Raw genomic sequence first — 26,833 nt, forward strand, 5'->3', positions numbered from 1 at the left:
AAACTGCTCATGTAAAGCCAACGTGTTCATCGTTGGCTTTTTTTTGCCTCAAAGACGAATATGAAAAGGCATAATTTTAGGTGAGCTTCTGCATTAACAATCTATAAAAATCATAAATTGTTGTAATTAAACAACAAAAATACGCTATTCACCCACCTATTTTACTTGGAATGAGCCCAGTAACTTAAAGGCATTACAGCCATCGCACCCTTTATTTGCTCCCTTAAACGCCATTTATAGCGACAACTAGCGTTTTTTTTGGCATAATCTAAACTTATAATGAACACCGCATACAAGCTAAATTTTGTAGTATTACCAAAATTTAACGCCAACTAAGTGACATTATAATAATTTAAAGTTTAGCGGGTTCTATCATTACGTAACCATTCCATAAGGGGTTTCTTTACCATGAGAAAGACTAAGATCGTTTGTACTATCGGACCGGCTTCCGAATCTAAAGAGATGCTAACTCAGTTAGCCAATGCTGGCATGAATGTCATGCGACTCAACTTCTCTCACGGTGATTACGAAGAGCACGGATCTCGTATTCAAGCTGTTCGTGAAGTATCTAAAGAAACCGGCAAGAAAATTGCGATTCTTCTCGACACCAAAGGTCCAGAAATTCGAACAATGAACCTAGCCGATGGCGATGTTCTCCTCAATGCAGGTCAAACATTTACGCTCACCACCGATCAAAGCGTTGTTGGCGACAGCACTAAAGTGGCCGTCACCTACCCTGATTTCACCAAAGATTTAAGCGTCGGCAATACGGTTTTACTCGACGATGGTTTGTTAGAACTCACTGTCACTGAAATTAAAGACAATGATGTTATTTGTCGAGTAGAGAACACTGGTGAATTAGGCAATAAGAAAGGCGTCAACCTACCAGGCGTTAGCGTTAAATTACCGGCACTATCAGAAAAAGATAGGTCAGACATCATTTGGGGTTGCGGACAAGGCGTAGACTTTGTTGCGGCTTCGTTTATCCGCAAAGCCTCGGATGTTGAAGAAATTCGTGCATTATTGAACGCAAATGGTGGCGAACAAATTAAGATTATATCTAAAATCGAAAACCAAGAAGGTGTTGATAACTTCGCTGGGATTCTTGAAGCCAGTGATGGCATCATGGTAGCTCGTGGTGACTTAGGTGTTGAAATAGCCGTAGAAGAAGTTATATTTGCACAAAAAATGATGATTAGCGCCTGTGTTGAAGCTCGTAAACCCGTTATTACGGCAACGCAGATGCTTGACTCGATGATTAAGAACCCTCGACCCACACGTGCCGAAGCTGGTGACGTTGCAAACGCAATCATCGATGGCACCGATGCCGTGATGTTGTCGGGTGAATCAGCAAAAGGTAAATACCCTGTAGAAACTGTTTCTATCATGGCACAAATTTGTGAGCGTACCGATGATGCCATGTCGCAAGTTGAGCGAATCAGCAACGAAGAAGGTGGTGAACTTCGCGTCACGGAATCTGTGTGTAAAGCAGCCGTGCAAACAGCTGTTGATTTAGATTCATCTGTCATTGTCGTTGCTACGCAGCATGGTAAATCAGTTAAATCAGTCCGTAAGTACTTCCCGAAAGCGCAAATTTTAGCGCTCACGCGAGACCCTAAGACAGCTCAACAATTATGCCTAACTAAAGGCGTAACGACTTCTGTAGTTGAGCCATTTGAGAACAGCGATTGCATATTTGAAAAGGCCAAAGAAAAAGCCGTTCAGTATAATCTCGCTAAATCTGGCGAGCCTATTGTCGTTGTTGGAGGCGCTTTATTTGCATCGACCAATACCATGTCAGTGCATTTTATAGACTAACTTTTGGTAGGGCGTAATCGCCTATACCTATAAATCGGTATAACCACAAAAGGCTTGTTCGCAAGCCTTTTTTTATTTTTTAAACTTTTTAAATATTAATTTATAAATTATTCCTCTCAGCCTACTCTGGCTATAAACTAAGCTAAACTTTCAAAATACTCAGTCGCAGCCGCGGTCCAAGAATTGAGTAATTCTATTCAAGAGATTGCGAATAGTGCTCAAGGTACAGCAGAGTCAACCAATGATGCCAACGAAGAGACTCAAGCTGGACTAAAAAACCTCAACAGTGCAACCAAGAAAACCGAATCTCCTGTTGCTACTAGGAATGATACTGAAAAATCAGTGAATCAACTCAACAATCTGTAACGGCAAATGAAATCAGCAGTAGCTTAGAAAGTGATTTAGCATTAACAGCCGACTTAGCCGAAAGCGCAGCCCAAACTATGCAATTCGGAGATGACTTGAAGCAACGATCCGAGCAACAAGCAAAAGTGATTCGTCAGTTCAGATAAAATGCTGAAACAAAAAAAAAAGCTTATACCGAAGTATAAGCTTTAAAGTCTACCACACTTAAAATTGGGTCAGATTACTTAGAAATATGAGCAGCCAAATCCAACACTTTATTTGAATAGCCAATCTCGTTATCGTACCAAGAAACAACTTTCACAAATTTGTCAGTTAGTGCAACACCAGCAGCGGCATCAAATACAGATGTCTTTGTTTCACCAATGAAATCTTGTGAAACAACTGCGTCTTCTGTGTAACCCATAACGCCAGCCATATCGCCTTCAGAGGCTTCTTTCATGGCCGCACAAATTTCTTCATACGTAGCAGGCTTAGATAGGTTCACCGTTAAGTCAACAACAGAGACGTTCGCTGTCGGTACACGGAAAGCCATACCTGTTAACTTACCGTTCAACTCAGGAAGTACAACGCCAACTGCCTTTGCTGCGCCTGTTGAAGAAGGAATAATATTTTGAGAAGCGCCACGACCACCACGCCAATCTTTTACAGATGGGCCATCAACCGTTTTTTGAGTTGCTGTAGTTGCATGAACCGTTGTCATAAGGCCACTTTCAATGCCCCACTTATCATTCAATACCTTAGCAATGGGTGCTAGGCAGTTAGTGGTACAAGAGGCATTAGAAACGATGTCTTGACCCGCATAAGTCTCATGGTTAACACCCATAACAAACATAGGCGTAGCGTCTTTAGAAGGGCCTGTAAGAACAACTTTCTTAGCACCTGCTTGAATGTGCTTACGAGCGGATTCGTCAGTTAAGAAAATACCTGTCGCTTCAGCCACTACATCAACACCCACATCGCCCCAAGCGAGGTCTTCAGGGTTGCGTTCAGCCGTTACGCGAACAACATTGCCATTTACAACAAGGTTGCCATCTTTAACTTCTACCGTGCCGTTAAATCGACCGTGAGTAGAATCGTATTTCAACATGTAAGCCATGTAATCAACATCAATTAAATCGTTGATCGCAACAACTTGAATATCGTCACGTTCACAAGATGCGCGAAATACGAAACGACCAATACGGCCAAAACCGTTAATACCTACTTTAATAGCCATGGTATTAAAACCCCCTATATTAGGTGTGTGATTTATGTAAAAACAATTAAGTAGTAAAATTACAAAATTCAGCGAAATAGTCAACCTTTTTCACCATATACTGCGCAAATACACTCAAATATGTTGAAAGATAACAACAAAAATGCATAAAAGTGTGGTGTAGCTAGCAGTTTAGTAAATTGACCACGTTTTGCATGGGAAAAGTTTTTGGGTTTTTTTGGAGTGTTTTGGGCTTCGGGCTGCGGGCTTCGGGTAGGGTCAAAACATACGTGTCTTTCCTGCGAGCGCTCCCTCCATTAAATATAGATTGGTACCGTTTTGAGCTTGGGTGGCTACTGCCCATTGATCGGAATCTGAGCCTGGAAGGCGAAGTTAAGCGGTGCATGGATGCACAAACAGCGACCGAACAATGGGCATTGGCCGCCTAAGCGGAGTTTTAGGCTGCGAGCTGCTGGCTTCGGGTAGGGTCAAAACATTTGCGGTGACGCTAGTGCTTCTCCCTTAAAGGAATGCCGCCATAAAATGCATTAGTAATCTGCTTCATTATGGCGGTTCAAAAAGGCTGATTAGTTGCCTTTACCTTCTTTATAAAGGTTTTCATAGCAATATTGAGTCGCTTCGACAAAGCCCTCAACTGAACCACAATCGAAACGTGTGCCTTTAAAGCGGTACGCTAACACCACACCATCTTGGGCTTGTTGCTTTAATGCGTCTGTAAGTTGAATCTCGTTGTTCTTGCCTGGAGGCGTGTCTTTTAAGATTTCAAAAATGTCCGGTGTTAAAATGTAACGCCCGATAACGGCCAAGTTACTTGGAGCATCTTCTTTATCGGGCTTTTCAATCATATCACTGACTCGATAAAGGCCATCTTTCATGGCTTCACCTGCAATGACACCGTATTTATGGATCTCGTCTTCTGGTACTTCCATGACGGCCACGATTGAGCATCGGAATTGCTTATAAACCTTAACCATTTGCGCAAGGACATTATCTTCACCAGAATCGCCCACGCATAAATCATCGGCTAAAACCACGCCAAACGGCTCATTACCCACCAGAGTCTCGCCGGCTAAAATTGCATGACCTAAGCCCTTCATTTCTTTTTGGCGGGTATAAGAAAAAATGCCTTCATGCATCACGTGTCGGATAGACTGAAGATACTGTTCTTTAGATGTACCGCTGATCTCTTGCTCTAACTCATAAGAGATATCAAAATGGTCGGCAATTGCACGCTTGCCCCGCCCTGTAACGAACCCGACATAATTTAAGCCGGCCTCGATCGCCTCTTCTACACCGTATTGAACCAACGGCTTATTTACAACAGGCAACATCTCTTTTGGTAATGCTTTGGTTGCGGGAAGAAATCGAGTGCCATAACCACCCACCGGGAACATACATTTGCGTATCATTTGCATTTTTCCTTAAATTCAATACACCGAGACTGACGATTACCGTTACATTGAGCACAGCGACCATAGTCAATTAGATTTTACGGCTTTATAGAGCCTATTGTGCCCTATATTTTGAAGTTACACTACCATCGCAAAAGATCGCTTGGCAAAACATTGCTTCCTATTAATTTTGGCATTAAAGTCAACGCCCTCCATAAAACTGCCAATATCGAGAGCGAATGCCGAGTCATCAAAACCAAGGTGTGATCTTTGCTTTAGTAGCCTATACCTTTTGGGCATTTGCCCCAATCTATTTTAAATTAATAGACCAAGTTCCAGCTACAGAAATATTAACGCATCGAGTTATCTGGTCTTTGCTAATTACGCTAATTATTATTGCATTGACGAACCGTAAGGCCGCATTATTAGAGGCGTTAAAAAGCTCTAAGACACGAAAATACCTGCTCTTAACCACCTTACTCATTGGCGGTAACTGGGGCGTATTTATCTGGTCGGTCAATGACAACCGAATGCTCGATGCCAGCCTTGGTTACTATATAAATCCGCTCATCAACATTATATTAGGAATGTTATTTTTTGCCGAACGGCTCGACAGACCGCAAATTATTGCCGCTGCACTTTGTGTGATCGCGGTAGGTTTCGAGCTTATTCAGTTTGGTAAAGTGCCATGGGTCGCCTTATTTCTTGCGACCAGCTTCGCATTATATGGATTTTTTCGAAAAAAACTGGGCGTAGACAGCTTCGTAGGCATGGCACTAGAAACGGGTCTTTTACTACCCATTTTTGCAGTTTACTTTCTATGGATGCCCCACACTACACTGAACTTGACAGAAAACAGTACGAGCCTAAACGCACTTTTAGTATTAGCTGGCCCTGTCACGATGATCCCGCTGCTGTGCTTTGCCGCGGCAGCCAATCGAATTTCCCTTTCGGCGCTTGGCTTTTTCCAATACATCGGTCCCAGCGGCATGTTCCTTTTAGCTGTCTTTGTTTACGATGAACCCTTTAGCACAGAAAAGCTCATTACCTTCTCAATAATATGGTCAGCACTTGCGATTTTGATTTGGGACAATATTTTAAAAGTTAAACACCGTCGAGGCGCAATCAAGCAAATATAGGGCGTTCGGCTGATAACCTTACGCGTTTAGCCGCAGTATGCTGTCTCTATTCTCAGTCGAGCAATTAACGCTCAGAAAACAATAAAGCGACGTTGGAGACCTCTCGTGAACATAAAAGATTTTTACTCTGCTCTTTGGCAAGACTACGTAAACATGACACCCCAGGCCGAGACAATTGCCAATGCTTTGCGCCAACGCGGTGAAGAAGTGTTGAACGATCATGTCGCATTCCGAACATTTAATATCGGTCCAATTACCATTAAAGATTTAGAGCCTTATCTTTTAGAATTAGGCTATACAAGGTACGAGCCTTATCATTTTGCGGCCAAAAAACTCGATGCCTATGGCTACACGCCACCCTCAAAAGATTTACCACGTGTATTTTTAAGCGAACTTAGGGTTGAAGAGCTCTCCGATACCGCTCAGAAAATTGTCCACGATTTGGTGGTACAAATTGACGCCAAAGAAGTCAACGACCCGAGCATTTTTTGGCGCGGGCGCTTATGGCGAGCACCGAGTTACGAAGACTACTTAACGTTAGCCGAAGAGAGTGAATATGCAGCATGGTTAAGCATCATTGGGCTAAGAGCCAATCATTTTACTATCAACGTAAATGCATTAATGCAAACCACGGAAGTCGCTCAAGTGAACGATCTCGTTGAAGAGCTTGGCTTTCAAATTAATGAAAGTGGCGGGCGCATTAAGGGTAGCCCTTCTGTATTGCTTGAACAGAGCTCGACCATGGCATCTAAACAAGAATTTGAATTCTCAGATGGCCAGAAGCATGAAGTCACTACTTGTTACTACGAATTCGCAAAACGCTATTTTGATGAAACGGGCGAATTGTATCAAGGCTTTGTCGCAGCGAGTGCAGATAAAATCTTTGAATCGACCGACATGAAAAAATAACAATCTTACGATTGTTTCGGTAAACACACTGCTCTAAACTCGATAGTTTTAGAGCAGTGATTAAACAAATGACTTCACACAGCAATGCTATTGTATGGTTAGACATCCCCGTTTCTAATTTACCGCGTGCCATATCGTTTTATCAGGCTGTATTAAATTTTGATCTCGTCTCGACACAATCGAACCCTGATATGGCAACGCTGATGAAGCAAGGCTCAACAAGTGGTCTTTCGCTGCTCAGCATACCGAATGTAACACCTACCCCAAACGCCATGCTGCCCTACTTTAATTGTGAAGGGCGATTAGAACAAGCCGTCAGTATAGCAAAACTGGAAGGTGGAAAAGTATTACAGGCGATACATTCTATGGAACCTTTTGGCCATCGCGCAGTCTTACAAGATGTTGATGGCAATCGATTTGCTGTGCATTCTAGCTGACAAACTTTAATCTCTTAAGAGCGAAACCTCCATGTGCTTAGCTGTTTTTTCTTGGCAACCTCAGTCACAGTACCCTCTTACCGTGGTCGCCAACCGCGATGAATTCAGAGCGCGACCAACACAAGCTATGCACTGGTGGTCGAATGAAATTCTTGCGGGTAAAGATTTACAGGCGGGCGGAACATGGCTTGGACTAAATCGTCAAAATAAGTTCGCATTGTTGACGAATATACGCCCTGGATACATCGGCATGAAAAGAGAACTTAGCCGCGGCGAACTGGTAACAAAATTTTTATCATCCGAATGCAGTATCGAGACTTTTCATGAAAGCATCACCCCCAAGATAAACGATTATGCTGGGTTCAATTTATTACTGTGTGATGGTAAACGCTTGTTTTGGTTTAGTTCGACGAATCCTTCTGGTCGTTTTTTAAACCCTGGAATATACGGGCTGAGCAATGACGCCTTAGACACACCTTGGCCAAAACTCAACGAGGCTAAACAACAGCTACATGATCAACTTCCCAAGGTGCAGAACACTCTCACGGCACACAGCGTTCTGTGTTCTACTGAACCTGCTCCGAAAGAACAACTGCCTAACACAGGCGTACCAATAGAATGGGAAGCTAAGCTTTCTTCGCAATGTATTTTAGGCGAAGAGTATGGCACCCGTTGCCGAAGCCATATCGTGCAAGATGCCACAGGGCTAACCCGAGTGTGCGAACAGCAAATTGATCTCAATGGGAATATCACACATACGAATCAATGGGCGTTTTAGATCACGAAAGGCGCCGGTGCTGGTTTACAGGAACGGCGCTGCGAAACTCCGACACTTCTGAGAAATCAACCTCAACAATCAAAGCGTCAACATCTTCAACCAGTGTGTCTACCGTTCCATTAGGGTGAACCAATTGGCTGTGCCCCCATGTTTGTCGTTTTTCATCGTGTTGCCCAGTTTGATTGACACCGGCCACAAAATATCCGTTTTCAATCGCACGCGCTTTAATCAACGCGTCCCAGTGCATTTTGCCGGTTTTATAGGTAAATGCTGAGGGTAAAAGAACCAATTCAGCCCCTTGATCATTTAAAGACCTAAACACTTCTGGAAAACGAAGATCGTAACAAACAGCCAAACCTAAACGCCCCCAAGGTGAATCAAAAACTACCGGTTCACGGCCATAAGAATAGCTATCAGATTCTTTGTAACTTCCTTGTGTATCCCCTACCGTTGCATCAAACAAATGTATTTTATCGTAGAAGGTTATGAGCTCGCCTTGATCATCAACGACATGGCAACGCGCTTTTGGTCTTTCTCCATCTTGGGCATCTACCGGCACGGTTCCGGCAACGATCCACACACCATGTTCTTTCGCCAGTGAACGAATTATTCTCCCGACTGGTCCGTTAAAGTGTGTCTCGAGCGCAGCAAGCTCTGTCGTATCCGATACGCCAAACTGAGCAAACATTTCAGGTAAAACCAATAAGTTACAACGATGACTGGAAGCCTGCTGTGCAAACTCTTGAACAGCTGCAAGGTTTGCGTGAATATCTTTTACACTGGTCATCTGTGCTAAAAGCATCTTCATAGTTATCTCCTATGGATTCGCGGTTGAAGGAACCACACTCTTTAGACGATCCGTAACCGTCTGGTCTTCATTGCCTAACTGACTGTCGAATACGCGATAAAACTTAATAATTGGCTCTTCAAATGACCCTGTAATGTGCATACGAGCGGAACTGATTTTTTTTAGCTCGTTGTTAAATACTCGCTCAGTTACATAAATTGCCGCCGCTGCTTGAGGGGAAACACCTGCTAATAATGCCACCAGCGGAAAAGTGCTCGACAACGGTACCGTTAACACCATATCGATATCAATAACATTGGCGAGCAAGTCCGCATCTCCACTGAATTGAAAATTGGTGGAAGCGCCATCAATTACTAAACCTTCGCCAACTCGAGCAAACCCTCGGTCAAACAGCAATTCGCCTTCAATGGTATCGAAGGTAATGCCGCTCGAAAGAAGATCTGAGAAATCTAAAGCAATACGCTGCAAAACACGGGTGAAATTTAACAACCCAATTAATTTTATTCCCTCATACTCTTCGACTTTTAAAATAGCCCCTTTGGTAAGGGCTAAATTTATTTTCCCTTGCACTCGTTTGAAATCGAAAAACGCAGGCGAACCTAACCAATTCAGAGATACATTAAACAGCCCATCTCTACTGGTCAGCACGGGGGCATACTCCCACTCATTTAAAACGGTTAATACATCACCCGTTATAATGTTGCCACTAAAGTCAGTAAAGTGCTCTTCGTCTTCGTGTCGCCAAACCATATCACCTGTGAGCGTAGCACCCGGCATATTCCCGACTATCGAGTTTACCGAAAGGGAATGACCCGTAGAAGTTAAGGTAGCGCGCCAGTCTCCCATGTCTTGTTCGTTCCAAACTAAGTTTTTAATTTGAATTTCCATATTTGGAACGTCAGATGGTAGATATTCAGTTAATGGGTCTTGCTCTTCAAGCCAAGGAAGTTCAGGTTCTTCCGTTTCTATGGACAACCACTCAATATCAGCGAACATTGAATCGTCACTGTGGGGAACAAGCACGTTCCCGACACCTTCATCTGCTTCGAACTCAATAAGCCAAGCATCGTTATTTCGCAATAGCTGAACAGCCGCCTGAGACCAATCGCGACCTAAATAAGAGCCTAAATTTACATTCACATTAATTTCTTTCAATTTTGATTCAAAACTAGGTCCTTGAGCCGATTCAGTTGCTTTTACTGAATAAATTGACCTCATGTTTTGAATCGTTTGCCACCAAGCTTGTCCGTCAATATAGTGAGCTTGAACATCAATAAACACCCCTTCTTCTGGGTGCACTTTTAAAGCTTGACCTACGGAGAAACTGGCTCGCGTAATTTCGTTATCAGAACTTAATTCTAGAAGCCCTTGGAGTCTATCTTCAATATCAACATGTACTGATTTTTCATTTTCGTTATTGATATTAATATCAAAAACGACCGGCCAAGCGTCGTCGCTTTGCTTATTCAACGGAATGGGGAGGTTAAATTCCGGCCCTATAAAATCACTATTAACGGTTATTCTTACAAAATCGTCATAAATCTTTATATCCGTTTGGTGAGCAACCGATTCACTAAACCCTTTGAGGTAAGGATCATTAAAGTACTCCCCCCAAAATGCTAAAGGGGTTTCTCCACTCGCTTCAATCGAAACTAACTGACGGTTGTCTGATAAATCTCGACTTAATGATAGCTTTTGTATAACACCAGCATGTAAAGCCTCAATATTTTTGGCCTCAAATCCAAGCTTATTATTGAACTGTAGCAACCCGTTAATTTCTGATAGCTCTAACCCTAAATCCACCAGCTTAAGTTCAGCTGATAGAACATCGGACAGCGAAGTGACATTCAACTCATTGGGCTTATTTAAATTTACCTCGAGAGACACTTCACTGTGAACATTCCCGGTGGCCTGCCAATCATTAATGACGGCTGGTGCAACCGGTTGAAGCGCACCGGTTTTAAACAGCCGTAGGTATTCAAAGGCGTCGCCCTCAACACCAAAATCAGCTTGAAGGTCACCTTTGGAGAAGTCTAATGACAAATCACCGCGTGAAATATTTAGGGCTTCGTACTGCGCTGAATTTATCTCAAGATTCAGTGATTCTTGATTAATACTGAGCTGACTCTGATGCACTGTCAGTGGCGACCAACCCTCTAAGAACGAGAGCGTTGCAGAATTAACAGAGGCCACTAAATCAAAGTGTGATTTACGAGATTCTTTTTCGCCTCGGCTAAAATAGCCGAATTCAGCTTCTGTTGCACTTCCACTTAAAAAACTGTCTAAAACATAACGACTAGCACTGTCAGGTATGAGTTTACTGCTGGCAACATACTTCACCCACTCGTTATTGATCTCTGGCGCACCCAAAACTAGTCCTAAGCTGTTTTCATAACCTTCATTTTTCATAGCCTGGTTTTTTAACGAAGCAAACCACTGCACATTTAAAGGTAATTTTGAATCGTTTAAGTGCTGAATGTTTGCACTGTGCTCCCCTTCTAGCAAAACACCTACCCCTTCCACGATGCGCCAATCAACGATCGATTTTTCTATCGAAGCTAATAGTGAATCATCATTGAATACTGGATATCGGAATCGAGACTCCGAAGGGTTTAGCATTATTTGACCTTGGAGGTTATCTACCGTAACAGTGCCTGATAAATTATCTAACCCTGGGACACCCATATAAGCATTGACTCGGGTATTACTAAAGGTGCTGGATATTTTTAAACGTTGAGCTTCACCAAACTGGTAGTGAGCCATGCCTTTATGAATATCGCCTTGCAGCCCTAAATTGCCCCAAAAATCGGACGTATCATTCATTGCAAGCCATGCGCCGACCAACGAAGCCGAGAGTTGACTCCAAGTTACTCGGTACTCTTCTGGTAAAATGTCTAGCGTCAGTTCAGTACCATTGATGGCCAAATCATTCACGGAATAGGTATCGACGATGGATTTAGCAAAAAAGCCGTTCCTGGTTTTCTCTAAAACCGTTGTCGATTTAACATCGGTCAGTTTTAGTGGTTTCGCTTTGCCTTCCACGGTGAGTACTTCAATCATCGAGCGCGCCGTCAGTGATCGCCATTGGGTGCCATTAAAATTTAACCAATACTCTCCTGACGCTTTTGCTTCACTGACCATCGACGCTGATTTATTCAGCCAAGGGGCGAAATCAATTGCGCCATGTTTGACATAAATGCTATTTAAATTGGGATTATTTTGATGAAATTCGGCTTGTAGCTCAACAGGAACCGTTAATTGTGAATATTCAATTTGAGCGTCGGCCGTTAAGGAGTTATGCCCCTCGTAACCGGAGAGTTCACCTTTGTTTAAGGTTAAATTGAATGAAGGTAACTCTAAAGGAGAGATTTTTAACGATGAGGCTATAAATTGAATATTTTGCTGTCTTTGCAGCAACTTCAGTAACTTATCGAAACTAAACGCTGGCCGCTCGGCTTGCTGAGACCCTTTCAACCCAATTAATTGCCACCCTTGCTCCGATTGTTTTAAGTGACCATGAAATTCACTTAGTTCAAATTTTAAGAACGAGAGACCACCGTGACTTAACGATTCAAAGACGCCAGGGGCCAGCACCATTTCTTTAATATCCAGAGATTCGCCGATGCTGATGTTCGTTAAGGTTACGATAGGACCAAACCGAGCCCACTCACCTTTAATGGAACCTATTTCAACTCGCTCTTGAAATTGCCCCGATAACCATTGTTCTATCGAAGTTTCATATCGTTCAATATAAGGAAAAAACTGACGACCTAATGCCAAGTAAACAGCAAATAGCAAAACCCAGAAAACAAAAACTTTTAAGACGGCACTTTTAAGAGCTCGCCAAATAGAGCCAATGTTCATTGCACGACTCTACGACTTTTCTGTGAGACTTTGCACATGTCATTCCTGAATCTACTGCAAAATAACATCAAACTGCTCTTGGCTATACATCGGCTCTACTTGGAATCGAATCGGCTTATTAATAAACTCTTCTAGATCGGCCACATTGGAAGACTCTTCGTCTAGTAGCGTATCAATGACCTGTTGCGAAGCTAACACCAAATACTGTGCCGTATTGTAAGCGCGCTCTTCTCTTAATATTTCTCTAAACACTTCATAACACACGGTTTGTGCGGTTTTTAAGCGACCTCGCCCAGCACAAACATTGCAGTGCTCGGTTAACACGTGCTCTAGGCTTTCACGTGTCCGCTTACGCGTCATTTCTACTAACCCTAATTCAGAGACGCTGGTCACTTTGCTTTTAGCGTGATCTTTCTCTAGGTGTTTCTCAAGCATCCGGTGAACTTGACGCTTATGCTCTTCATCATCCATATCGATAAAATCAAGAATTATGATGCCACCTAAGTTTCTTAATCTAAGTTGACGTGCAATGGCTGTAACCGCTTCAAGGTTTGTTTTATAGATGGTTTCTTCTAAGTTACGGTGCCCCACAAACGCACCTGTATTGACATCGATGGTTGTCATGGCCTCTGTTTGATCAATGATTAAGTAGCCACCCGATTTTAATTCCACTTTGCGCCCTAACGCTTTAGAAATTTCATCTTCAACAGAAAACAGATCAAAAATGGGTCGTTCACCAGGGTAATACTCAAAGACACTTTCCACTTCGGGTGTGTACTTAGTGACAAATTCGTGCACTTTAGAAAAAGTTTCTTTGGAATCAATGCGAATTTTTTCCACATCGGTTTTCACCATATCGCGTGCAACTCGCAAATAGAGCGCTAAGTCTTCATAAATGATGGTAGCGGGCTTATTTTCTTTCATGCGTTGCTCTAGCACTCGAAACAAACGCTTTAAATAATTCATGTCGCTCTGAATCTCGGCCTCACCGACACCTTCAGCGGCCGTTCTTAAAATGAACCCGCCTTTTTTGATCTCTTCAGCTTCTTTAACGCTGGCGACTAAGGCTCGCAAGCGTTCGCGCTCTTCTTCACTGTCTATACGTTGGGAAATACCAATGTGATCTGAATCGGGCATAAAAACTAAGTAGCGAGAAGGCACCGACAGTGCTGTCGTTAGTCGCGCACCTTTTGTGCCCATCGGATCTTTAATGACTTGGACGACCAAAGCTTGACCTTCGCGTACTAAAGTCTGGATAGGCTTATGTGGCTCATTGTCGGTACGATTAAGATCAATATCAGATGCGTGTATAAAAGCAGCACGCTCGAGACCAATATCAACAAAGGCCGCCTGCATACCTGGCAGCACTCGAACAACTTTGCCTTTATAGATATTGCCTACAAGCCCACGGGTTTGGCTACGCTCAATGTAGAGCTCTTGTACGGCACCGTTTTCGACTAATGCCACACGCGTTTCCATCGGTGTAACATTGACCAGAATCTCGGAAGACATAAATACGCCTAAAAATAAGTTAAGTTTTGTTATTATAGAGGTTTAAGCGCCCAGTTGTAGCCTAATTACAGGTCATTTGCGTTTAAGGATTCATTCCAAAGCGATATGTTATGAGCCAGCAGCATACTGGCCGTTTCAGCCAACGGTAAGCCAACCACAGCAGAGTAACTGCCACGAATTTCACGTACGAACAGTGATCCAAGCCCCTGAATACCATAACCACCAGCTTTGTCGCAGGGCTCACCGGTTTTCCAGTACTTTTCTAGGAGCGAGGTCGACAATGAATGAAACACTACATCTGTCACAACAACCTGCTTGCTTATTTTTTTATCACTGATAACAGCGACTGACGTCATCACTTGATGGGTTTGACCCGAAAGCCGAGCCATCATGCCCATAAATTCATCTTGATCTTGAGGCTTTCCTAATATGTGATCTTGAAAAATCACCGAGGTATCAGAACCAAGGACGGTATTTTTTGACGCACCCAATCGATTAAAAATAACCATCGCTTTTTCTTGGGCTAGACGCAGAACATAATCCGAAGGCGCTTCACCTTTTAAAACCGTTTCATCAATATCGGCACTGGCAACGTTAAAGTTTACCCCTAAGGTAGCCAGCAATTCCTTGCGGCGTGGCGATTGAGACGCTAAAACTAAAGACACGACAACCCTTATTGTACTCGAAAATACTGCATTAAATTACGGCCAATGCCATAAACCCATGGCCAAACTATCGCAGAAACCAGCGCTGGCCATATTTGCATTTCGCCTGTTATGCCACCAACAAACCAATCTTTTAACCACTGCACCAACACATGACTGATGCCCAGAATCAAGAAAACAACCATAGCTTGCTGACCCAACGGATACATACGCAACCGAAAGTTCAGTAATAACACTAAATAGGCCACACTAGAAAATACTAACCCATAAGTACCCAGTTGTGTGCCGATGAGCGTGTCATACAGAATACCCACAACAAACGCCATGGTAATGCCAAATCGTTCTGGCAATACCAGGCACCAAAAGATCAGAAAGAGGCCCACAAAATCGGGGCGAGCAAGTTGAAACTGCCCAGGAATTGGTACCGCCGCTAATGAAAAGGCAATAAAGAAACTGACGGCTATTAGCCATAACCCATGAGGCGGCTTTTGCTTCATTGTGCGACCTCTTTTTGGAATACCATCAATAAATTTTTACTTTTGTTTAATTGAGCTAATGGTTTCGCTCTGATACGAGCAAATGGTTCGCCAGGATCGTGCTCCTTAGCTACCACCATCGCCACGGGATACCCTTCCGGGTATCGGCCAGCTAAACCGGAGGTCACCAACACATCGCCAACGACAATATCGGCCGTGTCGGGCACGTACTCTAACTCTAAATTATTTAAATCACCGGTACCGATGACGACAGAGCGCATGCCGTTGCGGTTTACGTATACCGGCACGGCAATGTTGGCGTCCGCGACCAGTACGACTCTTGATGTCATGGAATTAACTTGAGTAATCATGCCAAACAGCCCTTCGGCATCTAGAATTGCCTGCCCAACATAGGCACCATCACTTGCGCCACGATTAATAATAACCTGAATCGAGTATGGGTCAGGGTCAACACTGATCATTTCAGTGGTCATAAAGCTTGACTCAATTCGTGCACTGGCGTCTAACAACCGTCTTAGGCGATCATTTTCGGCTTCTAAAACCGCGAGTTTTTGCATTTTCTGCTGCAAAACACTGATTTGATTATTGAGCGTACGATTTTCTTCGATCAATTGATCGCGCTCGGCAAAAGTCGTTGAAGACCAATGTATAACTTCGCTGGGGAAAGTGACCAAAGATTGAACCGGTGAAACCAAATAGGAGATGGCCTGCCGCAGCATATCTACCTGGGCAAAGCGAGAATCTAAAACCAGTAGCGAAAGAGAGATAGCGGCCACGAGAGCAAAACGATAGCCATGTTGAGGACCAGCCGTAAACAGCGCTTTAATGGGTCTCTCCTCTTTTAGGTTATGCCATAATTATTGAATCAATTAACACAACAAAGCACTTCCTAAAGAAGTGCTTTGCTTTGATGAATACGCTCACTTAAATTATAGCGGCGTTTATTCTGAGCTCAAGAAGTCAAACGTTTGCTCATCCATCATTTCTAATGCTCGACCACCACCACGGGCAACGCAGGTTAACGGATCATCAGAGATCAACACAGGTAAGCCTGTTTCTTCACTCAGCAAGCGATCGATATCTCTTAACATAGCGCCACCACCGGTTAACACTAAGCCGCTTTCGGCAATATCGGCCGCCAGCTCTGGTGGTGTTTGTTCAAGGGCGCTTTTAACGGCCTGAACAATGGCTGAAAGGCTTTCTTGTAACGCTTCCAATACTTCATTGCTGTTCAACGTGAAGCTGCGAGGAATCCCTTCGGCTAGGTTGCGACCGCGAACGTCGATTTCTCTGATCTCAGCCCCAGGATAAGCACAGCCAATCTCAATTTTAACGCGCTCAGCGGTTGCTTCACCAATTAAAGAGCCATAGTTACGTCGAATATAAGAAACGATTGCTTCATCGAAACGATCACCGCCAACTCGGACGGACTCACTAAACACAATGCCGTTTAATGAGATGATGGCGATTTCAGTGGTACCACCACCAATATCAACAACCATAGAACCACGCGCTTCTTCAACAGGTAAGCCAGCTCCAATAGCCGCGGCCATCGGTTCTTCAATTAAATACACTTCACGGGCACCGGCACCATAAGCCGACTCGCGAATAGCTTTTCGTTCAACTTGGGTCGATTTACAAGGAACACAGACCAATACTCTTGGGCTTGGCGCAAACCAGCTGTTTTCATGAACCTTGGCTATAAAGTGCTGAAGCATTTTTTCAGTAACGTGAAAGTCGGCAATTACGCCATCTTTCATTGGGCGAATCGCCTGAATACTGCCTGGAGTACGCCCCAACATACGCTTAGCTTCTTGACCAACGGCGGCAACCGTCTTTTGATTGCCAGTCATGCGTACGGCAACCACCGACGGTTCGTTCAGAACGATGTCGCGATCACGCACATATATAAGTGTATTGGCTGTCCCTAAATCTATGGACAAATCGCTGGAAAATAAACCTCTAATTTTTTTAAACATGTTTAATATCGCTTTAAATGTACGTAAGAGCTAACGGTAACAGCGTTGCAATGTAACAACCGTAGGGTTTTTGAGCAAGCCGTAAATGTGATAACGTATACCCTGCACGGTTTTTTTACAGTAATTGTTCGTGTTTTAATCAAAGCGCTATTTCAATTTCAATCAAAACCCATATATTCAGACCATAATACCCTTTTGTAGATCCCTGTTGAGGAGTTAACAATGAGCATAGATAGCTCAAAAGTTGAATCTGTCGCGATACTTGCGCGACTTAAAGTGAGTGAAAGCGAACTACCCGAATACGTAAATAGCCTGTCGAGCATTTTAGATTTAGTCGATACCATGCAGGCGGTCGATACTGAAAATGTTGAACCTTTAGCGAACCCGCTTGATGCAGCAGCACGATTGCGCGCCGATGAAGTCACCGAGACCAATCAACGCGAAGCATTGCAAGCTAACGCGCCCAAAGCTGAGCACGGTTTATTTCTTGTCCCTAAAGTTATTGAATAAAATTAAGGTTCATCATGCTGCATAAAACACTCAAAGAACTCTCAGATGACCTACATGCCGGTAAATACAGCAGTGTAGAGCTGACACAACACTATTTAGATGCCATTAAAGCAAAAGATGGCGAGCTCAATGCTTATGTTACCGTCACGGATTCAGAAGCGCTGGCGCAAGCCGCGCAAGCAGACGAACAATTTAAAGCTGGAACAGCCGGTCCGTTAACGGGTATTCCAATTGCACATAAAGATTTATTTTGCACCGAGGGCGTAAAAACAGCCTGTGGTTCAAAAATGCTCGACAATTTTATCGCCCCTTATGAATCTACTGCTACGGGCAACCTAAAAGCCGCAGGCATGGTCATGCTGGGTAAAACCAACATGGACGAGTTTGCCATGGGTTCATCGACCGAAAGCAGCTACTATGGCGCTACGAAAAACCCCTGGAATCTTGATTGTGTGCCTGGTGGTTCATCCGGTGGCTCTGCAGTGGTGGTCGCCGCAGGAACAGCGCCAGCATCACTGGGAACCGATACCGGTGGCTCAATTCGCCAACCGGCCGCATTTTGCGGTATTACGGGCTTAAAACCGACCTATGGCCGCGTATCGCGCTGGGGTATGGTTGCCTATGGCTCATCTTTAGACCAAGCCGGTCCAATGACGCAAACCGCAGAAGACGCGGCAATGATCATGAATGCGTTGGCCAGCTTCGACACGAAAGATTCAACGTCGATGGATGAACCCGTAGAAGATTACACGGCGAGTCTAAACCAATCACTAGACGGCTTAAAAATTGGTTTGCCGAAAGAATTTTTTGGTGAAGCCCTAGATGAAGGCATTCGCGCGACTATTATGGAGGCCGTTAAGCAATTTGAAGCCATGGGAGCAACCGTAAAGGAGATCTCATTACCAAGAACCGAATTGTCGATTCCGGCTTATTATATTATTGCGCCGGCTGAAGCTTCGACCAACTTGTCTCGTTACGATGGTGTTCGCTATGGCCACCGCTGTGAAGACCCGAAAGATCTAAACGACCTGTATATGCGTTCTCGCTCTGAAGGCTTTGGCGATGAAGTGAAGCGCCGAATCATGGTAGGTACCTACGCATTGTCAGCTGGTTACTACGATGCTTATTATCGAAAGGCTCAACAATTGCGACGCTTAATCAAAAATGATTTTGTTGCCGCATTGAATGATGTGGATGTCATTATGGGGCCTACTACGCCGTCTCCAGCGTGGAAAATTGGCGCAAAAAATCAAGACCCAGTATCGATGTACCTCGAAGATATCTATACCCTGTCAGTTAACCTAGCTGGCTTACCAGGCATGTCCGTGCCTTGCGGTTTTGTCGACGGAATGCCCGTTGGCCTACAAGTGATTGGCAATTATTTTCAAGAAGCCAAATTATTAAACATTGGCCATCAGTTCCAGCAGGCAACTGATTGGCACACCCGCAAACCACAGGCTTAAGGAGTATTAAAATGCAATGGGAAACGGTTATCGGGTTAGAAATTCACGTTCAGCTTTCTACCCAATCGAAAATATTTTCTGGTTCTAGCACGCAGTTTGGTGCCGAGCCGAATACCCAAGCCAGCGCAATAGATTTAGCATTGCCAGGCGTATTACCCGTATTTAACGAAGGCGCACTGAAAAAAGCGGTCGCGTTTGGCTTAGCCATTGATGCAGAGATTGGAAAGAAATCGGTTTTTGATCGTAAAAACTATTTTTACCCAGATTTGCCCAAAGGTTATCAGGTGACCCAAATGGATCACCCCATTGTTGGGGTGGGTCATGTCGACATTACCACTGAAGAAGGTGAGCAATTTCGAATTGGTGTAACGCGCGCGCACTTAGAGGAAGACGCTGGTAAGTCTTTACACGAAGACTTTGCCGGCCATTCGGGTATCGATTTAAACCGAGCCGGAACACCACTGCTAGAAATAGTGTCAGAACCGGATATTCGCAACGCGAAACAAGCGATCGCCTATCTTAAGAAAATACACAGTATTATCACCTATATTGGAATTTCTGATGGCGATATGTCTCAAGGCTCAATGCGTTGTGACGTGAACATTTCTTTGCGACCTAAGGGTCAGAAAGAATTTGGCACGCGAACTGAGCTGAAAAACTTAAACTCATTTAAGTTTATTGAAAAAGCCATCCACAGCGAAGTTGAGCGCCAGATGGACATCTTAGAGGATGGAGGCAAAATCACTCAAGAGACTCGCTTGTACGATGCAGACAAAAACGAGACGCGACCAATGCGTAGCAAAGAGTTTGCAAACGACTATCGCTATTTTCCTGAGCCAGACTTACTCCCGGTCATAATCGATGATGCTTACATTTCAGAGGTAAAAGCAGAGCTGCCAGAGCTACCAGACGCGAAAATAGCGCGCTTCAAAGCTGACTTAGGGCTGACTGAATACGATGCCACAGTACTGTCTGCCAATCGCGTCATGGCCGATTACTTCGAACAGGCCTCACAAGTCTCTGGCGATGCCAAACTTGCGGCAAACTGGTGTATGGGAGAACTGTCAAAATTCTTGAATCAATCCGATTTAAGTATAGAGCAGTGCCCGATCAGTGCGGAAGATCTAGGTCTATTGTTAGCTCGCATCAAAGACAATACGATTTCTGGAAAAATCGCAAAGACCGTATTCCAAGCCATGACTCAAGGTGAAGGAACGGCGGATGACATCATTGAAGCTAAGGGGTTAAAGCAGGTTACCGATACTGGTGCTATTGAAGCCATGGTCGATGAAGTGATCGCTGCCAACCAAGGTCAATTTGAAGAAATGAAAGCCGGCAAAGATAAATTGATGGGCTTTTTCGTTGGTCAGGTAATGAAGGTATCGAAGGGTCAGGCGAACCCTGGTCAAGTAAACCAAATCATAAAAGCCAAACTAAACGCTTAAATCTTGAAAACCAGTGCAGCAAAGGGGCATCTCCTTTGCTGCATTTTTATACAGACATCACTTTTATGATCAACTTCCAACCACTTGAACAGCGTTTAACTTTTCTCGAAATGTCTTAAGTTTTGAACTTAATCACAGCCTCAAAAATATTTTAAATTTGCAATTCGCTCGAAACCCTCAAGTTATGCACCCTGCACTAAAGTCAACCATTCAAAACACAATTTATGGGTATTTTATCCCTTCACACTACTACAGGTAGTGGTTTAGAATGCTTCGCAACACAAGTACAATTCTCATCCACCTTTGAGCATTAGAGGCGCTTAGCATGACGGATAACACACAACTGGATCGTGACAACTGCATAAAAATAGACCACCAACCCGCATCAATTGATATTTGGGATGCTAAATACCGCCTGAAAAACGCTCAAGGCGAAGCAGTTGATCAAGACATGAAAGGCACCTTTGTACGCGTTGCTGAGGCACTTTCTTCCGTCGAAAAAGGTAAAAAGAAGCAACAAGAATGGCGTGAAAAGTTTACTTGGGCACTTGAGAACGGCGCAATTCCAGCCGGTCGAATTACCTCTAATGCGGGTGCCTTAGCTCATAAACCAGCCACATCGACCATTAACTGCACCGTTTCGGGCACTATTGAAGACTCTATGGATGGTATCTTAGAGAAAGTTCATGAGGCTGGCCTTACGTTAAAAGCAGGTTGTGGTATTGGATACGAATTCTCAACGCTACGCCCTCGAAATGCTTTTGTCAGCGGTGCAGGCGCTTATACATCGGGTCCTTTATCCTTTATGGATATTTACGATCGCATGTGTTTTACCGTTTCTAGCGCAGGTGGCCGTCGTGGTGCCCAAATGGCAACATTTGATGTCAGCCACCCAGACGTTATCGATTTCATCAAAGCTAAACGTGAAGACGGCCGTTTGCGCCAATTTAACTTATCATTATTAGTAACGTCTGAATTTATCGAATCGGTCGTCAACGATGCCGATTGGCCACTGGTGTTCCCAGTTAGCGAAGCAGAAGTTAAACGCGACTCCTTAGATGTGAATGACCCTGCCCAAATCATTTGGAAAGACTGGCATGTCAAAGATGGATACATGCAGAATGAGCAAGGTGAAACCGCTTGCCGTGTTTACCGCGTCATCAAAGCACGCAATTTGTGGAACATCATCATGACCTCCACTTATGATTTTGCTGAGCCTGGCTTTATCTTGATCGATAAAGTTAATGAGATGAACAACAACTGGTTCTGCGAAACAATCCGAGCAACAAACCCATGCGGAGAGCAACCGTTGCCGCCGTATGGAAGCTGCTTACTCGGCTCGATCAACTTAACTCACTTTGTCGAAAACCCATTTACCGATAAAGCCCGTTTTAATTGGGATAAATATCGTAAAGTTGTCAGTATCTTCACCCGCATGCTCGATAACGTTGTTGAGATCAATGGCCTACCACTTGAAGGTCAACGACGCGAAATTGAACGCAAACGCCGTCATGGTATGGGTTATCTAGGTCTGGGCAGTACCATTGCCATGTTGCAAATGAAATATGGCGATGAAAAGTCGGTTGAATTCACAGAAGAAGTGACCAAAGAAATGGCGCTTTCTGGCTGGCAGACGTCATTAGAACTTTCTAAAGAGAAAGGCGCAGCACCAATCATGGATGAAGAGTTCGAGATCACTCATGAAATGACTCGCCAACGCCCTGAATTACTACAAGATGGCTACCAGGTTGGCGACAAATTGCCAGGACGAATCTTGCACGCTAAATACAGCCGCTATATGCAAAAACTAGCGTCTGTAGCGCCCGAGTTGGTGTCTGAGCTAGCGCAAACAGGCGCTCGTTTCACCCACCACTCATCAATTGCACCGACAGGTACAATTTCGTTGTCTATTGCTAACAACGCCAGTAATGGTATTGAGCCTAGCTTTGCACACCATTACAGCCGAAACATTATTCGAGAAGGCAAAAAGTCGAAAGAAAAAGTCGATGTTTTCTCGTTTGAACTGCTGGCTTATCGCGAGCTGATCAACCAAAAAGCAATGCCTTTTAGCACAGACCCAGAAGAGCAATTACCAGAATATTTCGTGTCTTCTGAGACCATTTCGCCGAAGCAACATGTAGACATTCAAGCCGCTTCTCAGTTGTGGATTGATTCATCTATTTCTAAAACAGCGAACATTCCAACGGACTACCCGTTCGATGACTTTAAAGACATTTACTTATATGCCTACGAGAAAGGTCTAAAAGGTTGTACTACCTTTAGGTTTAACCCAGAAGCATTCCAAGGCGTATTAGTTAAAGAAGAAGATTTAGAAAATACAACTTACCGTTTCCAACTTGAAGATGGCAGCAATATTGAGCTGAAAGGTAATGAAAAGGTAGAGTACGACGGTGAAGAACATACAGCCGCCAACCTATTCGATGCACTCAAAGAAGGCTACTACGGGAAGTTTTAAGGATGACTGAAATGAAAAAGATTAATCAAAAAATTGTCGGCTTTGATGTTGTAACACCCGAGAAAAAAGCCGCTCAGTTAGCTAACGATGCCGCTCAAGCGGAAAAAAATGCACAAGCTCAAATTGAGCAAATGCATGAGTCAGTCGAGCGTGCCGAAATGCTCATTGGTTCTACTTATAAAATTAAAACGCCGATGTCTGAACATGCTATGTACGTCACCATTAACGACATGGTGTTAAACGAAGGTACGGAGCACGAAGTAAGACGCCCGTTCGAGATTTTTATAAACTCGAAAAACATGGAGCACTACCAGTGGGTTGTTGCACTGACGTTACTTATCTCGGCGGTTTTCCGTAAAGGTGGAGACATAACCTTTATTGTCGATGAGCTTAGCGCTGTATTTGATCCACAAGGCGGTTATTTCAAACGCGGTGGTAAATTTATGCCGAGTCTTGTTGCTGAAATTGGCGATGTCGTTGAAAAGCACTTAAAAATGATCGGTATGATTAAAGAAGAAGGCTTAGATGAGCATCAGCAAAAACTGATCGAAGAAAAGCGAAAGCAATATGAAGCAGCTACAGCGGCACCAAAATCTGGCGATGCCGCCGATTCTGGCGACTTTCCAGCCGATGCCCACGTATGTAAAAAGTGTAACACCAAAGCAGCCATCATTATGGACGGTTGTCTAACTTGCCTAAACTGCGGCGATTCAAAGTGTCAATAACGGCATAAACATTGTAACGTTAAGGCGGTTAAAGTAAGAAAACACAAAAATTAAAAAAAGACCCAGAACCCTTGAAAATCAAACGTTTCAGGGGTTTTTTTATGTCTCGAAAATACCGCCTTTGCAGCTTGGCTCAAACAACGAGGTAACCTGCGTGGAACAGGCGCAATGGAGCCTGAAACAACAAACAAAACTCTGGACTAAGCAAGCTTGCTTTTTAAGTGGTTTGCGGAACAATATTCAACTTTCGAAGGTCGCTCAAGTGAACATGAAGTTGAGCTTCAAATGTACAAGAAAGCCATCAGCGAACGATTTTCGGATAAGCATGTACGTGTCCGCAGGAAGAAAGTTGCAGATAATTTAACTGAAAATGAAATTACAACGATTGAACATTTTTTAAGACCAAATCTACGCCTAGAAAAACAGCCAAAACTTTGTCCTGCCCAAGCTATCAGAAACTACCCTTTTTGGAGGCTTGTCATTGATTTCGTACTTCGAGAAGGTGAGATCCTAGCGCTCCGTTTAGAAGACCGTCCACATCGCGATCAAATCCAAATTAAAATCGTTAGAATTGAAGAGCGCGGTGCAATGAAGAGTCAAAATGAGTTATTCAACGTAAACGAACAATGAAAGCCATACAATGAAACCGTACCGAAATCGTCTGGTTTTTAGCCTGAAAAATCTAAATACAGGCAATCTCAACAAAGCCTGGCTTCATTCTTTACCGCAATCAACGCCGTCAGTACCAGCTTGTATTAGGTGAGTAGCAACACTATATCGCAACTCATGGCTAATGATTGCTACCAAAACTAAAGAATTGACTTTAAATTGCTAATCTGATTTTCCTGATACTACGCCAGAATTAAAGAGATTAGGCACTTTTTAGCGACCTAATAGCAAGAAGTTTTGGTTGTACTTATTCTTGTTGTAACTTTAGTTTTCCCACAATCATTAGAATAGTAGTACTTCTTTGTCGTTTTATAAATTGTCCGATAACCAAGCGTCTGATCGCTTTTCAAGCATAAATCCTTCGACTTGCTGATTGTTTCAGTCGACCTATCCAGATGCCACTTACTGCACCCTTCATCATTGCCAGCCATTGATAGGTTTGCTGTTCCAAAAAGTGTAATAGAAAACAACAGGCATTTTACAATATCGAGTATTTTAGTTCGTTTCATTTTTAGCTTCCTTTCCTAGTTATAGTCTTAGCTTAGAATGATTTGCATGATCCGGTTGAAGTCTTGGTTACTGTAGTTACTTTATTTTTACCACAATCATTTTTGTAAATGTACCTAGTAGTAGTAGTAGTTACTTTTACCTTCTTCCCTACAAGGCCATTCCGGCGGGCACAAAGAGACTCTTTCTCGGAGACAGTTACCTTCTTGTCATACAAGTTCCAGCTACCGCAACCTTCATCTTCAGCAGATAAAGCAAAACTACCTAGCGCAGCAACAAACAGTAAAAGTGACAAAGATCTAGTTGGTCTAGTGAAAGCAATTATAATGTTCATATACCTTCCTTGTTGTATCGATAGATTTATTTAGTGTAAGTTCAAATTCCTTTCGGAGATTACAGACGATACCTTTACACTTCACAATCATCTACGAACAGTGTTCATTATTGTGGTAGAAGTCACATATTATATTTTTATGAATAAGACGAAACCTCGGAATTGTGGTCTAATTAGAATGATGGTATTTAGATAAAAGCGATCCACATTGGGTGAGTTATTAATTATTAAGGGAAGAGCAAATTGAAACAGAGCGCTGTATCAAACTACGTTGCTAGCATAATTCTACTAGTGCTTGTTGTGCTTCAAACAATTAGTTTAATTGGTGTAAAGCATGACCAGAAACTTCATCAAGAGCAAGTGCAACAGGCACTATCCGAAATTAGAGTCTCACTAGACAATATAGAAAAGCGTATTAAAAACGCATCCTTGCAAGTTGACACGACTCAATTAATAGCCCCTATCGAGAGCAAAATAAATACAAGGATATCCGAGGCAAACGCTTCAAGTCTAAGCAATAAATCCCTAACTTCAATTTTCAACCCGGACTTTGACACACTATCCGAGAGAGAAATACTTGAGTGGTATACCGCATTCTCAAAGAGTTATGAGGATCAAATGAGCTTCTCAGACAACGATAGAGAAATGATTCCGCTCGTCCAATTATCTGAAGAAAATCCAGAGTTATTACTAGAGCTATTTCTTCAAAACCCTGCAGATACATATGTTGAAATGGCTCTGTACAATGCCATCACATCAGAAAACTATTATTTAATTGAAGATTACATTTCTACAAACCCCATGCTCATGCAGATAGCTATTAATGCTGGTATGCATCATGAGAAGCCTTCCACTTTTGATTCTTTGCTTGACCAACAGCTAAAGTCTGATCAAGAACTTATAAGCGATGCTTTGATCGAGGTATCTGCCAGTTCCCTAAAAGGAACGGAAGCCGAGGACAAGCTTAGAAAGTATGCTGTAGAAGGACAAAATAGATATTTAACGTTTATGTCTTTAGAAAGAGCAGGCTATGATAACATTGAAGCACTTGCGAATGACATTTGGAAAAGTACAAGTAGCAATCCACTTGTAGTCGGCGAGTGGGATGAGATTATGATCTCATATTCTGCTGCTAGATATGGAAATAGAGACGCACTCAATAAATTTGTCTACTTCTATAAAACAAGTTCTGAAATGGTTGAGTTTGAACGTTTATTTAACAGCCTGTTTAAATCAGTTGTAACAGTTGACGATTACGAGCAAAACAGGAGCTTGTTTTCTTATGATAAAGAAATTAAAAAATGGTCATCAACTTAGCAAAGGTC

31 protein-coding genes are annotated in these 26,833 nt (G+C 43.2%); 18 read left to right on the forward strand and 13 right to left on the reverse strand.

Features of this window, described 5'->3' with window-relative positions; translation table 11 throughout:
- Positions 1–161: 161 nt before the first annotated feature.
- Entirely contained in the window at positions 162–287 is a 126-nt protein-coding gene (locus QWZ13_RS14750; protein ID WP_290282457.1) for a hypothetical protein, read from the reverse strand.
- Positions 288–408: 121 nt separating this feature from the next.
- Between QWZ13_RS14750 and pykF the strand changes: the two genes are divergently transcribed.
- Both pykF and QWZ13_RS14760 read left to right on the forward strand, forming a co-directional pair.
- Entirely contained in the window at positions 409–1,818 is a 1,410-nt protein-coding gene (gene pykF / locus QWZ13_RS14755) for a pyruvate kinase PykF (RefSeq protein WP_290282458.1), read from the forward strand.
- Between the two features lie 183 nt (positions 1,819–2,001).
- Positions 2,002–2,184, forward strand: a complete 183-nt coding sequence (locus QWZ13_RS14760) for a hypothetical protein (RefSeq protein ID WP_290282459.1) — start codon at positions 2,002–2,004, stop codon at positions 2,182–2,184.
- A gap of 220 nt (positions 2,185–2,404) precedes the next feature.
- On the opposite strand, the gene gap is transcribed toward QWZ13_RS14760, so the two are convergent.
- Positions 2,405–3,400, reverse strand: a complete 996-nt coding sequence (gap, locus tag QWZ13_RS14765) for a type I glyceraldehyde-3-phosphate dehydrogenase (RefSeq protein WP_290282460.1) — start codon at positions 3,398–3,400, stop codon at positions 2,405–2,407.
- Between the two features lie 269 nt (positions 3,401–3,669).
- Here gap and QWZ13_RS14770 point away from each other — a divergent pair, with 269 nt between their 5' ends.
- On the forward strand, positions 3,670–3,828 hold the full coding sequence (locus QWZ13_RS14770) for a hypothetical protein (RefSeq protein ID WP_290282461.1): 159 nt from the start codon (positions 3,670–3,672) through the stop codon (positions 3,826–3,828).
- 138 nt (positions 3,829–3,966) lie between these two features.
- On the opposite strand, the gene galU is transcribed toward QWZ13_RS14770, so the two are convergent.
- Both galU and QWZ13_RS14780 read right to left on the reverse strand, forming a co-directional pair.
- A complete protein-coding gene (gene galU / locus QWZ13_RS14775) occupies positions 3,967–4,794 on the reverse strand; it encodes a UTP--glucose-1-phosphate uridylyltransferase GalU (RefSeq protein WP_290283384.1) in 828 nt (275 codons plus the stop codon).
- Positions 4,712–4,882 (reverse strand): hypothetical protein, encoded by a 171-nt coding sequence (locus QWZ13_RS14780; protein WP_290282462.1) that lies wholly within the window; start codon positions 4,880–4,882, stop codon positions 4,712–4,714. Before QWZ13_RS14780 ends, galU begins: the two co-directional genes overlap by 83 nt.
- Positions 4,883–4,911: 29 nt before the next feature.
- Here QWZ13_RS14780 and QWZ13_RS14785 point away from each other — a divergent pair, with 29 nt between their 5' ends.
- The 5 genes from QWZ13_RS14785 (at position 4,912) to QWZ13_RS14805 (ending at position 8,054) form a co-directional block, all read left to right on the forward strand.
- Positions 4,912–5,058 (forward strand): hypothetical protein, encoded by a 147-nt coding sequence (locus QWZ13_RS14785; protein WP_290282463.1) that lies wholly within the window; start codon positions 4,912–4,914, stop codon positions 5,056–5,058.
- On the forward strand, positions 5,031–5,930 hold the full coding sequence (gene rarD, locus QWZ13_RS14790; RefSeq protein ID WP_290282464.1) for an EamA family transporter RarD: 900 nt from the start codon (positions 5,031–5,033) through the stop codon (positions 5,928–5,930). The genes QWZ13_RS14785 and rarD overlap by 28 nt, the downstream gene beginning before the upstream one ends.
- 105 nt (positions 5,931–6,035) lie before the next feature.
- Positions 6,036–6,839 carry a DUF1338 domain-containing protein gene (locus tag QWZ13_RS14795; protein WP_290282465.1) on the forward strand — a complete coding sequence of 268 codons (804 nt, stop codon included), beginning with the start codon at positions 6,036–6,038 and terminating at the stop codon, positions 6,837–6,839.
- A 56-nt stretch (positions 6,840–6,895) separates the two neighbouring features.
- Complete coding sequence (locus tag QWZ13_RS14800) at positions 6,896–7,276, forward strand: VOC family protein (protein ID WP_290282466.1); 381 nt, start codon at positions 6,896–6,898, stop codon at positions 7,274–7,276.
- A 31-nt stretch (positions 7,277–7,307) separates the two neighbouring features.
- A complete protein-coding gene (locus tag QWZ13_RS14805) occupies positions 7,308–8,054 on the forward strand; it encodes an NRDE family protein (protein ID WP_290282467.1) in 747 nt (248 codons plus the stop codon).
- 1 nt (position 8,055) lies between these two features.
- Here QWZ13_RS14805 and QWZ13_RS14810 read toward each other — a convergent pair whose 3' ends face one another.
- The 8 genes from QWZ13_RS14810 to QWZ13_RS14845 form a co-directional block, all read right to left on the reverse strand.
- Complete coding sequence (locus QWZ13_RS14810; protein ID WP_290282468.1) at positions 8,056–8,862, reverse strand: carbon-nitrogen hydrolase family protein; 807 nt, start codon at positions 8,860–8,862, stop codon at positions 8,056–8,058.
- 9 nt (positions 8,863–8,871) lie between these two features.
- Positions 8,872–12,726 carry a YhdP family phospholipid transporter gene (locus tag QWZ13_RS14815; protein WP_290282469.1) on the reverse strand — a complete coding sequence of 1,285 codons (3,855 nt, stop codon included), beginning with the start codon at positions 12,724–12,726 and terminating at the stop codon, positions 8,872–8,874.
- Positions 12,727–12,777: 51 nt separating this feature from the next.
- Entirely contained in the window at positions 12,778–14,238 is a 1,461-nt protein-coding gene (gene rng, locus QWZ13_RS14820; protein WP_215999504.1) for a ribonuclease G, read from the reverse strand.
- A 65-nt stretch (positions 14,239–14,303) separates the two neighbouring features.
- On the reverse strand, positions 14,304–14,903 hold the full coding sequence (locus QWZ13_RS14825) for a Maf family protein (RefSeq protein WP_290282470.1): 600 nt from the start codon (positions 14,901–14,903) through the stop codon (positions 14,304–14,306).
- A gap of 8 nt (positions 14,904–14,911) precedes the next feature.
- Positions 14,912–15,400: a rod shape-determining protein MreD gene (gene mreD, locus QWZ13_RS14830; RefSeq protein WP_215999502.1), complete on the reverse strand. Its 489-nt coding sequence runs from the start codon at positions 15,398–15,400 to the stop codon at positions 14,912–14,914.
- On the reverse strand, positions 15,397–16,227 hold the full coding sequence (gene mreC, locus QWZ13_RS14835; protein ID WP_353959023.1) for a rod shape-determining protein MreC: 831 nt from the start codon (positions 16,225–16,227) through the stop codon (positions 15,397–15,399). The genes mreD and mreC overlap by 4 nt, the downstream gene beginning before the upstream one ends.
- A gap of 114 nt (positions 16,228–16,341) precedes the next feature.
- Positions 16,342–17,379 (reverse strand): rod shape-determining protein, encoded by a 1,038-nt coding sequence (locus tag QWZ13_RS14840; protein ID WP_215999501.1) that lies wholly within the window; start codon positions 17,377–17,379, stop codon positions 16,342–16,344.
- Between the two features lie 2 nt (positions 17,380–17,381).
- A complete protein-coding gene (locus QWZ13_RS14845) occupies positions 17,382–17,522 on the reverse strand; it encodes a hypothetical protein (RefSeq protein WP_290282471.1) in 141 nt (46 codons plus the stop codon).
- Positions 17,523–17,601: 79 nt separating this feature from the next.
- On the opposite strand from QWZ13_RS14845, the gene gatC reads away from it, so the two are divergent.
- The 5 genes from gatC (at position 17,602) to QWZ13_RS14870 (ending at position 23,998) form a co-directional block, all read left to right on the forward strand.
- A complete protein-coding gene (gene gatC, locus QWZ13_RS14850) occupies positions 17,602–17,889 on the forward strand; it encodes an Asp-tRNA(Asn)/Glu-tRNA(Gln) amidotransferase subunit GatC (RefSeq protein ID WP_290282472.1) in 288 nt (95 codons plus the stop codon).
- 14 nt (positions 17,890–17,903) lie between these two features.
- Positions 17,904–19,352 (forward strand): Asp-tRNA(Asn)/Glu-tRNA(Gln) amidotransferase subunit GatA, encoded by a 1,449-nt coding sequence (gene gatA, locus QWZ13_RS14855; protein WP_290282474.1) that lies wholly within the window; start codon positions 17,904–17,906, stop codon positions 19,350–19,352.
- An 11-nt stretch (positions 19,353–19,363) separates the two neighbouring features.
- Complete coding sequence (gatB, locus tag QWZ13_RS14860) at positions 19,364–20,797, forward strand: Asp-tRNA(Asn)/Glu-tRNA(Gln) amidotransferase subunit GatB (RefSeq protein ID WP_290283385.1); 1,434 nt, start codon at positions 19,364–19,366, stop codon at positions 20,795–20,797.
- 325 nt (positions 20,798–21,122) lie between these two features.
- Positions 21,123–23,273 (forward strand): adenosylcobalamin-dependent ribonucleoside-diphosphate reductase, encoded by a 2,151-nt coding sequence (locus QWZ13_RS14865; protein WP_290282475.1) that lies wholly within the window; start codon positions 21,123–21,125, stop codon positions 23,271–23,273.
- Between the two features lie 11 nt (positions 23,274–23,284).
- The gene (locus QWZ13_RS14870) at positions 23,285–23,998 is read left to right on the forward strand and encodes a TSCPD domain-containing protein (protein ID WP_215999496.1); all 714 of its coding nucleotides are present in this window, start codon (positions 23,285–23,287) and stop codon (positions 23,996–23,998) included.
- A gap of 99 nt (positions 23,999–24,097) precedes the next feature.
- Here QWZ13_RS14870 and QWZ13_RS14875 read toward each other — a convergent pair whose 3' ends face one another.
- Positions 24,098–24,235 (reverse strand): hypothetical protein, encoded by a 138-nt coding sequence (locus tag QWZ13_RS14875; protein ID WP_290282476.1) that lies wholly within the window; start codon positions 24,233–24,235, stop codon positions 24,098–24,100.
- Between QWZ13_RS14875 and QWZ13_RS14880 the strand changes: the two genes are divergently transcribed.
- From QWZ13_RS14880 to QWZ13_RS14900, 5 genes are all read left to right on the forward strand, one after another.
- Complete coding sequence (locus QWZ13_RS14880; RefSeq protein WP_290282477.1) at positions 24,209–24,628, forward strand: hypothetical protein; 420 nt, start codon at positions 24,209–24,211, stop codon at positions 24,626–24,628. The genes QWZ13_RS14875 and QWZ13_RS14880 overlap by 27 nt on opposite strands.
- A gap of 10 nt (positions 24,629–24,638) precedes the next feature.
- Positions 24,639–24,761 (forward strand): hypothetical protein, encoded by a 123-nt coding sequence (locus tag QWZ13_RS14885; protein WP_290282478.1) that lies wholly within the window; start codon positions 24,639–24,641, stop codon positions 24,759–24,761.
- A gap of 272 nt (positions 24,762–25,033) precedes the next feature.
- A complete protein-coding gene (locus tag QWZ13_RS14890) occupies positions 25,034–25,195 on the forward strand; it encodes a hypothetical protein (RefSeq protein ID WP_290282479.1) in 162 nt (53 codons plus the stop codon).
- Between the two features lie 185 nt (positions 25,196–25,380).
- On the forward strand, positions 25,381–25,542 hold the full coding sequence (locus QWZ13_RS14895; RefSeq protein WP_290282480.1) for a hypothetical protein: 162 nt from the start codon (positions 25,381–25,383) through the stop codon (positions 25,540–25,542).
- A 584-nt stretch (positions 25,543–26,126) separates the two neighbouring features.
- Complete coding sequence (locus QWZ13_RS14900; RefSeq protein WP_290282481.1) at positions 26,127–26,825, forward strand: hypothetical protein; 699 nt, start codon at positions 26,127–26,129, stop codon at positions 26,823–26,825.
- Positions 26,826–26,833 lie beyond the last annotated feature (8 nt).

Source organism: Reinekea marina, from assembly GCF_030409715.1.
GTDB lineage: Bacteria > Pseudomonadota > Gammaproteobacteria > Pseudomonadales > Natronospirillaceae > Reinekea > Reinekea marina.